Below are 16190 nucleotides of genomic sequence, written 5' to 3'. Positions count from 1 at the left end.
GGTTGATTATTTTTTTATTTTAGAAGTAGGATTTACATACTTCCAAATTTGGCATAACCTCCTTTAAATTTATATATAGAAAGATTGCAACTCGACTCATTTTGCGTTAAAGTAGGAAGAGATTCTGTGAAACAATTAGCTGTTTCACAATGAAAGGACAAATTATGACACCAGAAGAATTTCGCCAAGTCTTGGCAGAAAAAGACATTCATTTATCGGATAAGCAAATGGCGCAGTTTGACCGTTATTTTCATTTATTAGTGGAGTGGAATGAAAAAATGAATTTGACGGCGATCACTGATCGAGAAGAAGTTTACTTAAAACACTTTTATGATTCATTGACGTTGGCATTTGATGTTGATTTTTCAAATGGCCTGACTTTATGTGACGTCGGCTCAGGAGCTGGGTTCCCAAGTATTCCTTTAAAAATTGCTTTTCCTGAGTTACAAATAACGATTGTTGATTCCTTGAATAAGCGAATCACTTTTTTAACTGAGTTAACGAATCAATTAGAAATCGATGCGTCTCTTTACCATGATCGTGCAGAAACATTTGGACAAAATCCGCAATTCCGTGCATCATTTGATTTTGTGACTGCTCGTGCAGTGGCACGTTTGAATGTATTGACGGAACTGTGTTTACCATTAGTGAAACAAGAGGGTTATTTCTATGCACTGAAAGCTGCGAAAAGTGAAGAAGAATTGGCAGAAGCGAAACCAGCGATTGCGCAATTAGGTGGTAAATTTATTGGTGAGCAAGCAATCGAACTACCTAAAATCTCGGACAAACGCCACATTCTGATCATACAGAAAAAGAAACCAACACCGAAGAAGTATCCAAGAAAACCTGGGTTGCCGAATAAGCAACCAATCAAGTAGGAGGAGAAGAGATGGCACAAATTATATCCGTTGCAAATCAAAAAGGCGGCGTTGGTAAAACAACGACAACTGTAAATCTAGGTGCTTGTTTAGCAAGTTTAGGTAAACAAGTGTTGCTAGTAGATATGGATGCACAAGGAAATGCCACTAGCGGAGTAGGCATTCGTAAACCTGATGTGACACAAGATATTTATGATGTATTAGTCAATGAGTTACCAATTGCTGAAGCGACAATTGCTACTGAACATGAAAACTTGAGTATTGTGCCTGCCACTCTTCAATTAGCGGGAGCGGAGATTGAATTAACCTCAATGATGGCAAGAGAATCACGTTTAAAAAGTTCACTGGCTGAAGTCAACGATCAGTATGACTACATTTTAATTGATTGCCCGCCATCTTTAGGTCATCTAACCATCAACTCATTTACTGCAAGTGATTCGATTTTAATCCCTGTGCAGTGTGAGTACTATGCGTTAGAAGGGTTAAGTCAACTACTGAATACTGTTCGCTTGGTACAAAAACACTTCAACCCTGAATTGGAAATCGAAGGGGTATTATTGACGATGTATGACGCTCGAACGAATCTAGGGAATGAAGTGGTAGAAGAAGTACGGAAGTATTTCCGTGAAAAAGTGTATGACACAGTGATTCCTCGAAACATTCGTTTGTCAGAAGCACCAAGTCATGGAAAACCTATCATTGATTATGATCCGCGTTCCAGAGGCGCTGAAGTGTATCAAGCATTAGCAAAGGAAGTGGTCGATCGTGAAGAAAAGTAAAGGACTAGGTCGGGGAATCGACGCGCTGTTTCAAGATTTGGAAAATTTAGAAACAGTCAACGTGAAAGATGAAACTGTTATTCAGTTGCCACTAAACGAATTGCGTCCTAATCCGTATCAACCACGTAAAACATTTGAAGAAGTATCATTGCAAGAATTAGCGAACTCGATCGAGTACTCCGGTGTCTTTCAACCGATCATTGTTCGTCGTTCGTCGGTGAAAGGGTATGAGATCATCGCAGGTGAACGTCGTTTCCGAGCGTCTAAGTTAGCTGGCAAAGAAACAATTCCTGCAATTGTCAGGGATTTCGACGAAGAAGCGATGATGCAAGTTGCAGTTTTAGAAAACTTACAACGTGAAGACTTGAATCCTTTAGAAGAAGCAGAAGCTTATGAGATGTTGATGAAGAACTTAAAGTTGACACAAGCTGAAGTCGCAAGTCGTTTAGGGAAAAGTCGTCCTTATATCGCAAACTATTTGCGTTTATTGACATTGCCTGATTTAGTGAAAGAAATGGTCCAAGATCAACGATTATCTATGGGACAAGCTCGTACGTTACTTGGATTAAAAAATAAACAATTGATATTAAAATTAGCCAATCGTGTCGTCACAGAAAATCTAACGGTTCGACAATTAGAGCAGATCGTTTCCGAGCTGAATCAAAATGATGGGCAAGAAAAGAAAAAAATTCCACGTTTAGCGAAGGAAAAACCGTATTATATCCGTGAGAGTGAAGATCGCTTGATGGATAAATTTGGAACAAGTGTCGCCATCCAAGAAAAGAATGGGAAAGGTAAAATCGAAATCGAATATCTTTCACAAAATGATTTAACTAGAATTCTTGATATTCTAAATATTCAATTTGATGAAGAATAAACAGAGGGAGGCTATGTTATGTACGACTTACATGATATCGTAGAAATGAAAAAACCTCATGCTTGTCAAACGAACCGTTGGGAAATCATCCGAATGGGCGCTGATATCAAAATCAAATGTATGAATTGCGGTCATATCGTGATGATGACCCGTCGAGAATTTGAGAAAAAAATGAAAAAAGTACTTGAAAAAAATGTAGAGAAAGAGTGAATGAATTTATGGCATTAACTGCTGGAATTGTGGGTTTACCCAACGTAGGAAAATCAACTTTGTTCAATGCAATTACAAAGGCGGGAGCAGAGGCTGCCAACTATCCTTTTGCGACTATTGATCCAAATATTGGAATGGTTGAAGTACCTGATTGGCGTTTACAACGTTTAACAGAATTAGTAAAACCAAAGAAAACTGTACCAACAACCTTTGAATTTACAGACATTGCTGGAATCGTTAAGGGTGCAAGTAAAGGTGAAGGATTAGGAAACCAATTTTTAAGTCATATTCGCCAAGTAGATGCAATCTGTCATGTCGTTCGTTGTTTTGATGATGACAACATCACACACGTAGAAGGACGCGTCGATCCTTTAGCAGATATTGATACGATCAATTTAGAGCTTGTCTTAGCAGATTTAGAGTCAGTGACGAAGCGCTATACACGTGTGGCAAAAATTGCAAAAACAAAAGATAAAGATGCAGTCGCTGAATTAGCGGTGTTGGAGAAAATCAAACCAGTATTAGAAGATGGACGTTCAGCACGTTCGATCGAATTTACAGAAGAAGAACAAAAAATCGTTAAATCTTTATTCTTGTTAACAACTAAACCGATCTTGTATGTTGCGAATGTGGCAGAAGATGAAGTAGCAAATGCAGATGCGAATGAATATGTTCAAGCAGTCCGCAATTTTGCTGCAGAAGAAAACGCAGAAGTTATTGTCGTTAGCGCCAGAGCAGAAGAAGAAATTGCTGAGCTGGACGACGAAGATAAAGCAGAGTTTCTTGAAGCATTAGGCATTGAAGAGTCAGGGTTGGATCAATTGATTCGTGCGGCGTATGACCTATTAGGATTAGCAACATACTTTACAGCAGGTGAACAAGAAGTTCGTGCGTGGACGTTCAAAAAAGGAATCAAAGCGCCACAAGCTGCAGGAATCATCCATACCGATTTTGAACGTGGCTTTATCCGTGCAGAAACAGTCTCATTTGAAGATTTAGACCAATACGGAACGATGCACGCAGCGAAAGAAGCAGGACGTGTACGATTAGAAGGGAAAGACTATGTCGTTCAAGATGGCGACGTTATGTTATTCCGTTTTAATGTATAAAAAGGCTATCATACGGTGTATGTGATATGTTAAAATGTCTTTTGTGACAACCGTCAGCGTCTAAGGAGGACTGTAAAATAATGGAAGCAGAACAGTTACGCGAAATCGTAAAAGAAAATGCGCAGTTAGAAGAACAACTAACAAAACGTAATCAACAATATATTTTTGACTTAAAGAAGTCGCTAGAAGCAGCGAATTTATCAGAAGAAGAAAAAGTAACGGCTTTGCATGAGATGTTACCCGTTTTAGTATCCGAACAAAAAGGTGGGAAAACAGCCCGCCAATTATTTGGAACGGTATCTGAAAGAACAGAAGCAATCATCAATAAACCGGTCGAAGTAAAAACTTCTTCGACGCCAACGTTGATGTGGTTGGACAATACATTGCTCTTACTGGGATTATTGAGTGTCATGATCGCAATCACTGGATTGTTTTCACGTGAAACAACGCCTGCTTATGGAATCACCACACTTGTACTAGGTTCAGCTATTGGTGGATGGGTCTTTTACTTGATGTACAAGTATATTTACCAGTACGAGTATCCAGGTGCTGATCGCAGTAAAAAACCAGGAATGGGTAAAACCTTGTTGATTCTAGGTGGAACGACATTGATCTGGGTCATTGCTTTTTCAGCAACAACCTTATTGCCACCAATTGTTAACCCATTATTAGATCCAGTGGTGATCATCATCATCGGTGCAGCGGCTCTTGCGTTGCGTTACTACTTAAAGAAAAAATATGGCATCGTTGGGAGTCTTTCTGTTCCAAGAAGATAGTTCATTGGACCTAGAAATTATGTGACTTACGAGAAGATAAATAAAAAAAGAATGTGCAGCGTCATGCTGGCACATTCTTTTTTTTATCTTCTATCCATCTCACAAAGGCAATCATGAGATTGAAAGATTATTTTTTATTATTATAAAAAATAGTGTTACTATCAAAGAAAAGAGACAATCACTGATATTAAAAAACATGTGGAGCAAGATAGTTAAACGAGGAGGGGTGAATGAATATGAAAAAAGTCAAATGGATATTTACTATCAATGCTGACGGAGTGCCTCTGTTTGGTTATGCCGGAATCAAAACTGGACAATTTATTCTTGGGCATGGAAGAAAGTTTCAAAAAGAAATGCGGTCTGTTTTAGGGCCAGAAATCGAGCTGGATTTCATTAGCTATAATACAAGAAAGCCGGAGACACTAACTGCTGATTTATTTGTGTATACAGATGTCGATGAAAAGTATCTTGACGAAGAGACGAAGAAAAAAGGCTTAAGCATTCCCTATAAACTATATTATTTGAATGAGATTGAAAAGATCAAAGAATCGATCGAAGCAAATGTTTAAAAAGTGAATCGCATCTTTTCTTTCTTGAAGTGTACTCGTTTCAGTTTAGTAAAAATATTGAGTAAGAAAAAAGAACGTGCAGTGTAAGACGAAAGCGCTAACTAACATTTGATTTTGATCAAATATTAGGAGACGCTTCATTATACTAGTACGCTCTTTTTTTAGGATTCACTGAGTAGTTCCTTAGAAAAAACAAGGGATTAGTAGAAGTTGTTGACTTACAAAAGAAAATCGATTATTTTAGTAGATAAACTAAACAAGAGGAGTGGTACTAAAAATGTCCAACTGGGAAACAAAGTTCACGAAAAAAGGATTTACTTTTGATGATGTCTTATTGATACCAGCAGAAAGTCACGTGTTACCAAACGAAGTGGATATGAGTGTACAATTAGCAAAAAATATCAAATTGAATATTCCTATCATCAGTGCAAGTATGGATACAGTTACTGACAGCAAAATGGCGATTGCTATGGCAAGACAGGGTGGCCTAGGTGTCATCCATAAAAACATGACAATCAGCGAACAAGCAGATGAAGTACGTAAAGTGAAACGTTCTGAAAGTGGCGTAATCATTGACCCATTCTTCTTGACACCACAACACTTGGTCGCAGACGCTGAAGAATTGATGAGCAGATACCGTATCAGTGGTGTGCCAATCGTTGAAACATTGGAAAACCGCAAATTAGTAGGAATCATTACAAACCGTGATATGCGTTTTGTTACAGACTTCCATATCGAAATCAGTGAAGTCATGACAAAAGAAAACTTAGTAACAGCCCCAGTAGGCACTTCTCTAAAAGATGCAGAAAAAATCTTACAACAACATAAAATCGAAAAACTACCGATCGTTGATGATGCAGGCCGATTAAGTGGTTTGATCACGATCAAAGATATCGAAAAAGTGATCGAGTTTCCAAATGCAGCAAAAGATGAACATGGTCGTTTGTTGGTAGCTGCCGCAGTTGGTGTCACTAGCGACACATTTGAACGTGCACAAGCTTTACTTGATGCTGGCGCAGATGCCATTGTCATTGATACGGCGCATGGACATAGCGCAGGTGTGATCCGTAAAATCCAAGAAATTCGTACCACATTTAAAGATGCAACATTGATTGCTGGTAATGTAGCAACAGCAGAAGCAACAAAAGCTTTATACGATGTAGGTGTTGACGTGGTGAAAGTAGGTATCGGACCAGGTTCGATTTGTACGACACGTGTGGTTGCTGGTGTGGGTGTTCCTCAATTAACAGCTATTTACGATGCAGCTTCAGTTGCACGCCAATATGGAAAAACCATTATTGCAGATGGTGGGATTAAATATTCTGGTGATATCGTCAAAGCTTTAGCAGCGGGTGGACATGCGGTCATGTTAGGTAGTATGTTGGCAGGTACTGATGAATCTCCAGGTGAATTTGAAATCTATCAAGGTCGTCGTTTCAAGACGTACCGTGGAATGGGCTCATTAGGCGCCATGGAAAAAGGCTCAAAAGACCGTTACTTCCAAGGTGGCACGAATGAAGCCAATAAGTTAGTGCCAGAAGGTATTGAAGGCCGCGTAGCGTACAAAGGAAGCGTGGCAGACATTCTCTTCCAAATGATTGGTGGTTTAAAATCAGGGATGGGTTATGTTGGATCAGCAAACCTAAAACAATTAAGAGATGATGCACAGTTCATTCAAATGAGTGGCAGTGGGCTGAAAGAATCTCATCCGCATGATGTACAAATTACGAAAGAAGCACCAAACTATTCTGTAGAATCATAATCAAACTTTTTGATCATAAAAAAGCAGCTAAGCAATTCGTGCCAACGAATCACTTAGCTGCTTTATTGTTTATTTGATTACTTTTAGGTTCCCCATGTAAGGCACGAGTACTTCTGGAACTGTGACTGAACCATCTTCATTTTGATAGTTTTCAAGGATGGCAGCAACCGTACGGCCAACTGCTAAACCAGAACCATTTAATGTATGTGCATAATGGATTTTTCCATCAGCATCTCGGTAACGGATCATCGCACGGCGCGCTTGGAAATCTTCACAGTTTGAGCAAGAACTGATTTCACGATACGTATCTTGTGCAGGGATCCATACTTCTAAATCGTACGTTTTCGCTGCTGAGAAGCCCATATCTCCAGTTGATAATGTCATAACACGGTAAGGTAAATGTAGTTTCTTCAAAATGTCCTCTGCGTCAGCGGTCATTTTTTCAAGTTCTTCATATGAATGTTCTGCATCAGCGAATTTCACCATTTCTACTTTATTGAACTGATGAAGACGAATCAATCCACGAGTATCACGACCGGCACTACCTGCTTCTGAACGGAATGCTGGGCTAAGTGCAGTGAAGTAAACAGGTAAATCTTCTTTTGCTAAGATTTCATTGCTGTAGTAGTTTGTTAAAGGAACTTCGGCTGTTGGGATCAAGGTTAAATCTGTATCAGCTAATTGGAAAACATCTTCTTTAAATTTAGGAAATTGACCAGTACCAAACATGGCTTGGCTGTTGACAGCATAAGGTGTCATCATTTCAGTATAGCCATGTTCATAGACGTGTTGATCTAACATAAAATTATAAAGGGCACGTTCTAAGCGAGCACCTAATCCTTTATAGTAAACAAAGCGGCTTCCTGATACTTTTGCCCCACGTTCAAAATCAAGAATACCTAGATTTTCAGCAATTTCCCAGTGAGGTTTTGGTTCAAAAGCAAATTGACGAGGTTCACTCCAACGACGAGCTTCCACGTTATCCTCTTCATCTTTACCCACCGGCACAGTGTCATGAGGCAAATTTGGGAGAGTTGTAGCGATTTGTTGTAATTTTTCATCAACTTGTGCAACTTCTTCATCTAGTGCTTTGATTTTCCCACCGACTTCTTTCATTTCAGCGATCTTCGCAGTTGCATCTTCTTTATTACGCTTTAATTGGGCAATTTCAGCAGATACATCATTACGATATTTTTTCAATTCTTCACTTTCAACCAACAATTTTCTACGAGATTCATCTAACTCCACAAACTCCGCTAAGATTTCTTTTTTAACGCCACGTGACGTTAATTTTTCTTGTACATAATCAACATTTTGACGGATCATTTTAATATCTAACATTTCTTTTCCTCCTTTTTTGTATAAAAAAAACCAGCTCATCCAAAGAAATATCTTGGGACGAACTGGTTTGAGTTTCGCGGTACCACCCAAGTTCAGTCTACTGAGACTGCACTTGTAAACAGATAACGGCTGTTACCGACCTTTCTTATTTCGAAAGGCACAATAGGTGAACTGGAACTTCGAAATTATTTTTTACTGATTTGCACCAACCATCAGCTCTCTTGAAAAAAATAAAATGTACTGGGTTCACTGTTTTCTTTTATTTGTATCCTAAGAATAGCGAAAAATTTAGTTTCCGTCAATATGTTCTGTCAGATTGCCGACTAACTTTTCATTTTTTTTAAGCGGGAAATGCATGATAAAAGACGTCCAATCTTGATCTGACTTCGCATAGATATAGCCACCATGTAATGCTACGATACTTTGTGCAATGGCTAGACCAAGCCCTGTTCCGCCAGTTTCTTGTGAACGGGATTCTTCCACGCGGTAAAATCGATCAAATAGATTGTCAATGGCTTGTTGGGGAATCATGGTACCATTGTTTTTGACAACAACTATGACTTCTGAACCAAGTTGTTCAATTTCAATGATGATTTTAGTAGCTCCTTTGCCATATTTTAGGGCATTCGTTAATAAATTATTGAATACGCGAACTAACTTTTCGGTATCACCATCCATGATCAGTGAATTGATTGGAGATTCAACAAAAATTTGGATATCCTTTTTAGAAGCTTCTAGTTCAAAATCAGCTGCTAATTGTTCAATCAATTGGATCAAATCAAATGCAGAAAAATTCACAGGAACCGCCGGCTGACGTACCTTGGTATACTCGAACAGATCTTCTACCAATGATTTCATTTGTTTCGCTTTGACATAAGCAGTATGGGTATATTTCAACAGATCTTCTTCTGTTTGGTACTGACCATCTTCAATAAGACCTAAATAGCCAATAATTGATGTTAAAGGTGTGCGAATATCATGACTGACGTTTGTAATCAGTTCGTCTTTTGATTTTTCAATTTTACGTTCATCTTCAATCGCCGCCACCGTACTATCCACTAAGCCATTGATACTTTTGACTACACGACTAAGATCGCCACTTAATTCGAAAGGGATACGATGGTCATAATTGCCATTAGCGATATAATGCAATTCGCTAATGATATGTCGTAATTGCATTTGTCGGTAGCGACGAATCAATCGCCAGTATAATACACCAACATCTAATAGAAAGAAAACAGGAAAAATAAAGTTTCGACCATTCCAAAACAAATCACTATCTAAACGCTGGGCAAAAATATTTTTAGAATCCCAAATAGCATTTGTCAAAGAAGGTGAACTACTGATGATCGAACTGATAATGACCAACATCGCTACATTCAATAGAAGCAGAAGGATGATCGTAATGATTCCTTCTGCTAATAATTCACTGATTTCTTTAGATGTCAGATTGATCCGGCGTCGTTTTTCGATCACTTTTTTATCTTGCATCAATTTTATAGCCCACTCCCCAAACGGTTTGAATGACTTTTTCTCCACCTGTTGCTTCTTCGATCTTGTCTCTTAAATGACTAACATGAACCATTACTGTTTTAGCAGAGACAATACTTTCTTGTTTCCAGACACGCTCAAAGATTTCATCTGCACTGAATACATGGTTAGGATGACTTGCAAGAAGATATAGAATACCAAATTCTAAGGCAGTCAGTTGGATTTCTTTTCCATCGATTGTTTTGACTTCATGTGAGTCTTTATTGATGATCAAGGCATTTACTTCTAGGACATCCGGTTGATCCGGCGTCACTTGCATTTTTGTGCGACGTAACAAAGATTTTACACGAGCCATTACCTCAAGAGGATTAAATGGTTTCGTCACATAATCATCTGCACCAGCAACTAACCCTTTGATTTTATCCATATCAGTCGTTTTCGCTGTTAACATAATGATAGGGATTTGTGATTCTTTTCTTAATTCTTTGACCACTTGCATGCCATCCATTTCAGGCATCATGATGTCTAGAATAAGTAATTCAATATCAGGGATTGTTCGTACTTTTGATAATGCTTCTTTTCCATCATAGGCTTTTACTGCTTCGTAGCCTTCATTGTGTACGTAGATACTAAGTAATTCAACAATTTCCTTGTCGTCATCTGCGATTAATATTTTCATAAATAGATCCTCCATCGATTAATGTGTTTACTCTTAATATTTTAGCAAAAAAAAAGATAAATAGATAAAAGCAGCGCTTTGTTAAGGAAAATTTTAGAAGAAGAGGGGGGAGAAGGGGGGAAATCTAAGATAAAAGAGGAGTCAAAAATAGAAAGTGATTTAAATCAAGGAGAAACATCATTTAAACGAAGTAATAAATTGAGAACACTTACACAATAATAGTAAGAAAAAAGAAATTTGATCAAACAAATGAAAAGATGAACATTATCATAGTGAAACTAGTTTAAATAGGAGAAAAAACACGTAAAAAACGAATGATTTTGTGCTTCCTGTTTTTAATGATCGACTCTCTTAAAAATGTTGATAAATCAGCCTTTTTTTAGTTGACTTTCAAAATTGATGTTGGTATATTATTATTTGTTCGAAAGAACGGAAAACAAACAAATCGATTCTTAAAATTAGTGATTGACATGTTTGTTGACACATGATAAGATAACGAAGTTGCTTTTGGGTGATTCACTGATTGAAGTTAGTTTCGCAAAGAAAAAGATAAAAAAAGTGATTGACAAATAACAAACAACAAGTTATTATAAGTGAGTTGCTAAAACGACCTCGTGAAAAAAGAGTTCGAAAAACTTTTAAAAAATAGTTGACAATCATTTGAGAGTTTGCTAAGATATAAAAGTTGCTACGGCAATCACAAACGATAAGTCGAGACAGTTGTGTTTCACTTATCACGTAGACCTTTGAAAACTGAACAAAGTAAGACAAACCAAATGTGTAGGGCGTCTTGATTCAATTCAAGACAACAAACATTTTTAACAAGCAAGCAATATGCTAGCAAACAATTGAGCTTAACAATCGAAAGATTGTTCTAACTTTTATTTATGAGAGTTTGATCCTGGCTCAGGACGAACGCTGGCGGCGTGCCTAATACATGCAAGTCGAACGCTTCTTTTCCCACCGGAGCTTGCTCCACCGGGAAAAGAGGAGTGGCGAACGGGTGAGTAACACGTGGGTAACCTGCCCATCAGAAGGGGATAACACTTGGAAACAGGTGCTAATACCGTATAACAATCGAAACCGCATGGTTTCGTTTTGAAAGGCGCTTTACGGTGCCGCTGATGGATGGACCCGCGGTGCATTAGCTAGTTGGTGAGGTAACGGCTCACCAAGGCCACGATGCATAGCCGACCTGAGAGGGTGATCGGCCACATTGGGACTGAGACACGGCCCAAACTCCTACGGGAGGCAGCAGTAGGGAATCTTCGGCAATGGACGAAAGTCTGACCGAGCAACGCCGCGTGAGTGAAGAAGGTTTTCGGATCGTAAAACTCTGTTGTTAGAGAAGAACAAGGGTGAGAGTAACTGTTCACCCCTTGACGGTATCTAACCAGAAAGCCACGGCTAACTACGTGCCAGCAGCCGCGGTAATACGTAGGTGGCAAGCGTTGTCCGGATTTATTGGGCGTAAAGCGAGCGCAGGCGGTTTCTTAAGTCTGATGTGAAAGCCCCCGGCTCAACCGGGGAGGGTCATTGGAAACTGGGAGACTTGAGTGCAGAAGAGGAGAGTGGAATTCCATGTGTAGCGGTGAAATGCGTAGATATATGGAGGAACACCAGTGGCGAAGGCGGCTCTCTGGTCTGTAACTGACGCTGAGGCTCGAAAGCGTGGGGAGCAAACAGGATTAGATACCCTGGTAGTCCACGCCGTAAACGATGAGTGCTAAGTGTTGGAGGGTTTCCGCCCTTCAGTGCTGCAGCTAACGCATTAAGCACTCCGCCTGGGGAGTACGACCGCAAGGTTGAAACTCAAAGGAATTGACGGGGGCCCGCACAAGCGGTGGAGCATGTGGTTTAATTCGAAGCAACGCGAAGAACCTTACCAGGTCTTGACATCCTTTGACCACTCTAGAGATAGAGCTTCCCCTTCGGGGGCAAAGTGACAGGTGGTGCATGGTTGTCGTCAGCTCGTGTCGTGAGATGTTGGGTTAAGTCCCGCAACGAGCGCAACCCTTATTGTTAGTTGCCATCATTTAGTTGGGCACTCTAGCAAGACTGCCGGTGACAAACCGGAGGAAGGTGGGGATGACGTCAAATCATCATGCCCCTTATGACCTGGGCTACACACGTGCTACAATGGGAAGTACAACGAGTCGCGAAGTCGCGAGGCTAAGCTAATCTCTTAAAGCTTCTCTCAGTTCGGATTGTAGGCTGCAACTCGCCTACATGAAGCCGGAATCGCTAGTAATCGCGGATCAGCACGCCGCGGTGAATACGTTCCCGGGCCTTGTACACACCGCCCGTCACACCACGAGAGTTTGTAACACCCGAAGTCGGTGAGGTAACCTTTTTGGAGCCAGCCGCCTAAGGTGGGATAGATGATTGGGGTGAAGTCGTAACAAGGTAGCCGTATCGGAAGGTGCGGCTGGATCACCTCCTTTCTAAGGAATATTACGGAGACTACACACGTTTGTCGATACTTTGTTCAGTTTTGAGAGGTCTACTCAAAATGTAACCCGGGGCCTTAGCTCAGCTGGGAGAGCGCCTGCTTTGCACGCAGGAGGTCAGCGGTTCGATCCCGCTAGGCTCCATTAACAACGTATGTTGTTATATACTTGTTCATTGAAAACTGGATATTGAAGTAAAAATGTAAGTAATACAAACCGAGAACACCGCGTTGAATGAGTTTTTTAATAAGTTCAATTGCTTATTTTTCTTGATTGGACTTCTATCGCTAGAAGAAAGATCAAAACCCAACCGCAAGGTTGATAAGGTTAAGTGAATAAGGGCGCACGGTGGATGCCTTGGCACTAGGAGCCGATGAAGGACGGGACTAACACCGATATGCTTTGGGGAGCTGTACGTAAGCTATGATCCAGAGATTTCCGAATGGGGGAACTCAGCATCTTTTATAGGATGTTACGTATACGTGAATACATAGCGTATACGAGGTAGACGCAGAGAACTGAAACATCTAAGTACCTGCAGGAAGAGAAAGAAAATTCGATTCCCTGAGTAGCGGCGAGCGAAACGGGAAAAGCCCAAACCAATGAGCTTGCTCATTGGGGTTGTAGGACTCCGATATGGTAGTTCTTTCAGATAGTCGAATGACTTGGAAAAGTCAGTCAAAGAGGGTGAAAGCCCCGTAGATGAAATTTGGAAGGCACCTAGGAGGATCCTGAGTACGGCGGAACACGAGGAATTCCGTCGGAATCCGGGAGGACCATCTCCCAAGGCTAAATACTCCCTAGTGACCGATAGTGAACCAGTACCGTGAGGGAAAGGTGAAAAGCACCCCGGAAGGGGAGTGAAATAGAACCTGAAACCGTGTGCCTACAACAAGTCAAAGCCCGTTAATGGGTGATGGCGTGCCTTTTGTAGAATGAACCGGCGAGTTACGATTGCATGCGAGGTTAAGTTGAAGAGACGGAGCCGCAGCGAAAGCGAGTCTGAATAGGGCGTTTGAGTATGTAGTCGTAGACCCGAAACCATGTGATCTACCCATGTCCAGGTTGAAGGTGCGGTAAAACGCACTGGAGGACCGAACCCACGTACGTTGAAAAGTGCGGGGATGAGGTGTGGGTAGCGGAGAAATTCCAAACGAACTTGGAGATAGCTGGTTCTCTCCGAAATAGCTTTAGGGCTAGCCTCGGAATTGAGAATGATGGAGGTAGAGCACTGTTTGGACTAGGGGCCCATCTCGGGTTACCGAATTCAGATAAACTCCGAATGCCATTCATTCATATCCGGGAGTCAGACTGTGAGTGATAAGATCCATAGTCGAAAGGGAAACAGCCCAGACCACCAGCTAAGGTCCCAAAATATATGTTAAGTGGAAAAGGATGTGGGGTTGCACAGACAACTAGGATGTTGGCTTAGAAGCAGCCACCATTTAAAGAGTGCGTAATAGCTCACTAGTCGAGTGACCCTGCGCCGAAAATGTACCGGGGCTAAACATATTACCGAAGCTGTGGAGTACACCTTTAGGTGTATTGGTAGGAGAGCGTTCTAAGGGCGTTGAAGGTAGATCGTGAGGACTGCTGGAGCGCTTAGAAGTGAGAATGCCGGTATGAGTAGCGAAAGACAGGTGAGAATCCTGTCCACCGAATGACTAAGGTTTCCTGGGGAAGGCTCGTCCGCCCAGGGTTAGTCGGGACCTAAGCCGAGGCCGACAGGCGTAGGCGATGGACAACAGGTTGATATTCCTGTACTCGTTGTTTTTGTTTGAGCAATGGAGGGACGCAGGAGGCTAAGGAATGCAGACGATCGGAAATGTCTGTCCAAGCAGTAAGTCTTGATAGGAGTCAAATGCTTCTAACTTTAAGGACAAGCTGTGATGGGGAGGGAAATAATAGTACCGAAGTTCCTGACGTCACACTGCCGAGAAAAGCTTCTAGTGAGAAAACAACGACCCGTACCGCAAACCGACACAGGTAGTCGAGGAGAGAATCCTAAGGTGAGCGAGAGAACTCTCGTTAAGGAACTCGGCAAAATGACCCCGTAACTTCGGGAGAAGGGGTGCTGATCGTCAGATCAGCCGCAGTGAATAGGCCCAAGCGACTGTTTATCAAAAACACAGGTCTCTGCAAAATCGTAAGATGAAGTATAGGGGCTGACGCCTGCCCGGTGCTGGAAGGTTAAGAGGAGTGCTTAGCGTAAGCGAAGGTACGAATTGAAGCCCCAGTAAACGGCGGCCGTAACTATAACGGTCCTAAGGTAGCGAAATTCCTTGTCGGGTAAGTTCCGACCCGCACGAAAGGCGTAACGATTTGGGCACTGTCTCAACGAGAGACTCGGTGAAATTTTAGTACCTGTGAAGATGCAGGTTACCCGCGACAGGACGGAAAGACCCCATGGAGCTTTACTGTAGTTTGATATTGAGTGTCTGTACCGCATGTACAGGATAGGTAGGAGCCGTAGAAATCGGAACGCTAGTTTCGATGGAGGCGCTGGTGGGATACTACCCCTGCGTTATGGCCACTCTAACCCGCACCACTTATCGTGGTGGGAGACAGTGTCAGATGGGCAGTTTGACTGGGGCGGTCGCCTCCTAAAGAGTAACGGAGGCGCCCAAAGGTTCCCTCAGAATGGTTGGAAATCATTCGAAGAGTGTAAAGGCAGAAGGGAGCTTGACTGCGAGACCTACAAGTCGAGCAGGGACGAAAGTCGGGCTTAGTGATCCGGTGGTTCCGCATGGAAGGGCCATCGCTCAACGGATAAAAGCTACCCTGGGGATAACAGGCTTATCTCCCCCAAGAGTCCACATCGACGGGGAGGTTTGGCACCTCGATGTCGGCTCGTCGCATCCTGGGGCTGTAGTCGGTCCCAAGGGTTGGGCTGTTCGCCCATTAAAGCGGCACGCGAGCTGGGTTCAGAACGTCGTGAGACAGTTCGGTCCCTATCCGTCGCGGGCGTTGGAAATTTGAGAGGAGCTGTCCTTAGTACGAGAGGACCGGGATGGACTTACCGCTGGTGTACCAGTTGTTCTGCCAAGGGCATTGCTGGGTAGCTATGTAGGGAAGGGATAAACGCTGAAAGCATCTAAGTGTGAAGCCCACCTCAAGATGAGATTTCCCATTTCTTTAAGAAAGTAAGATCCCTGAGAGATGATCAGGTAGATAGGTCAGGAGTGGAAGTACAGTGATGTATGGAGCGGACTGATACTAATCGATCGAGGACTTAACCAAAATAAAATGAAAAACTCGGAGAGTTTCTT

At 41.7% G+C, this 16190-nt stretch carries 11 protein-coding genes, 1 tRNA gene, 2 rRNA genes and 1 other annotated feature; of the genes, 11 read left to right on the top strand and 3 right to left on the bottom strand.

Features of this window, described 5'->3' with window-relative positions:
• Positions 1 to 164 precede the first annotated feature (164 nt).
• The 8 genes from rsmG (at position 165) to guaB (ending at position 6960) form a co-directional block, all read left to right on the top strand.
• A complete protein-coding gene (gene rsmG / locus EM4838_RS14175) occupies positions 165 to 878 on the top strand; it encodes a 16S rRNA (guanine(527)-N(7))-methyltransferase RsmG (RefSeq protein WP_071868065.1) in 714 nt (237 codons plus the stop codon).
• A gap of 11 nt (positions 879 to 889) precedes the next feature.
• Entirely contained in the window at positions 890 to 1657 is a 768-nt protein-coding gene (locus EM4838_RS14170; RefSeq protein ID WP_010734578.1) for a ParA family protein, read from the top strand.
• Positions 1644 to 2534 (top strand): ParB/RepB/Spo0J family partition protein, encoded by an 891-nt coding sequence (locus EM4838_RS14165; RefSeq protein ID WP_010734579.1) that lies wholly within the window; start codon positions 1644 to 1646, stop codon positions 2532 to 2534. The genes EM4838_RS14170 and EM4838_RS14165 overlap by 14 nt, the downstream gene beginning before the upstream one ends.
• Before the next feature lie 18 nt (positions 2535 to 2552).
• Positions 2553 to 2744: a DUF951 domain-containing protein gene (locus EM4838_RS14160; protein WP_010734580.1), complete on the top strand. Its 192-nt coding sequence runs from the start codon at positions 2553 to 2555 to the stop codon at positions 2742 to 2744.
• 8 nt (positions 2745 to 2752) lie between these two features.
• The gene (gene ychF, locus EM4838_RS14155; RefSeq protein WP_010734581.1) at positions 2753 to 3853 is read left to right on the top strand and encodes a redox-regulated ATPase YchF; all 1101 of its coding nucleotides are present in this window, start codon (positions 2753 to 2755) and stop codon (positions 3851 to 3853) included.
• An 80-nt stretch (positions 3854 to 3933) separates the two neighbouring features.
• Complete coding sequence (locus EM4838_RS14150; RefSeq protein WP_019722878.1) at positions 3934 to 4629, top strand: DUF1129 domain-containing protein; 696 nt, start codon at positions 3934 to 3936, stop codon at positions 4627 to 4629.
• 230 nt (positions 4630 to 4859) lie between these two features.
• Entirely contained in the window at positions 4860 to 5198 is a 339-nt protein-coding gene (locus EM4838_RS14145; RefSeq protein WP_071868063.1) for a hypothetical protein, read from the top strand.
• 277 nt (positions 5199 to 5475) lie between these two features.
• On the top strand, positions 5476 to 6960 hold the full coding sequence (guaB, locus tag EM4838_RS14140; RefSeq protein ID WP_010734584.1) for an IMP dehydrogenase: 1485 nt from the start codon (positions 5476 to 5478) through the stop codon (positions 6958 to 6960).
• Between the two features lie 69 nt (positions 6961 to 7029).
• On the opposite strand, the gene serS is transcribed toward guaB, so the two are convergent.
• From serS to croR, 3 genes are all read right to left on the bottom strand, one after another.
• Positions 7030 to 8301 carry a serine--tRNA ligase gene (gene serS / locus EM4838_RS14135; protein WP_074801145.1) on the bottom strand — a complete coding sequence of 424 codons (1272 nt, stop codon included), beginning with the start codon at positions 8299 to 8301 and terminating at the stop codon, positions 7030 to 7032.
• Between the two features lie 50 nt (positions 8302 to 8351).
• Positions 8352 to 8564 (bottom strand) — a binding site (T-box leader).
• Positions 8565 to 8589: 25 nt separating this feature from the next.
• Complete coding sequence (locus EM4838_RS14130) at positions 8590 to 9795, bottom strand: sensor histidine kinase (protein WP_176285327.1); 1206 nt, start codon at positions 9793 to 9795, stop codon at positions 8590 to 8592.
• Positions 9782 to 10471, bottom strand: coding sequence for a response regulator transcription factor CroR (croR, locus tag EM4838_RS14125; RefSeq protein WP_010734587.1), 690 nt, complete (start codon positions 10469 to 10471; stop codon positions 9782 to 9784). The genes EM4838_RS14130 and croR overlap by 14 nt, the downstream gene beginning before the upstream one ends.
• Positions 10472 to 11354: 883 nt before the next feature.
• Between croR and EM4838_RS14120 the strand changes: the two genes are divergently transcribed.
• The 3 genes from EM4838_RS14120 to EM4838_RS14110 all read left to right on the top strand — a co-directional run bounded on the left by EM4838_RS14120 (position 11355) and on the right by EM4838_RS14110 (position 16161).
• Positions 11355 to 12915: ribosomal RNA gene (locus EM4838_RS14120) — 16S ribosomal RNA — on the top strand.
• Positions 12916 to 12992: 77 nt separating this feature from the next.
• A tRNA-Ala gene (locus EM4838_RS14115) sits at positions 12993 to 13065 on the top strand.
• A 181-nt stretch (positions 13066 to 13246) separates the two neighbouring features.
• Positions 13247 to 16161, top strand: a 23S ribosomal RNA gene (locus tag EM4838_RS14110).
• Together the 16S and 23S rRNA genes with 1 tRNA gene alongside form the textbook arrangement of a ribosomal RNA operon.
• Positions 16162 to 16190 lie beyond the last annotated feature (29 nt).

Source organism: Enterococcus mundtii (assembly GCF_002813755.1).
In the GTDB taxonomy this organism is placed as follows: Bacteria; Bacillota; Bacilli; order Lactobacillales; family Enterococcaceae; genus Enterococcus_B; species Enterococcus_B mundtii.
The sequence above is the reverse complement of the archived record's forward strand: the minus strand, read 5'-3'. Positions and strand labels throughout refer to the sequence as shown.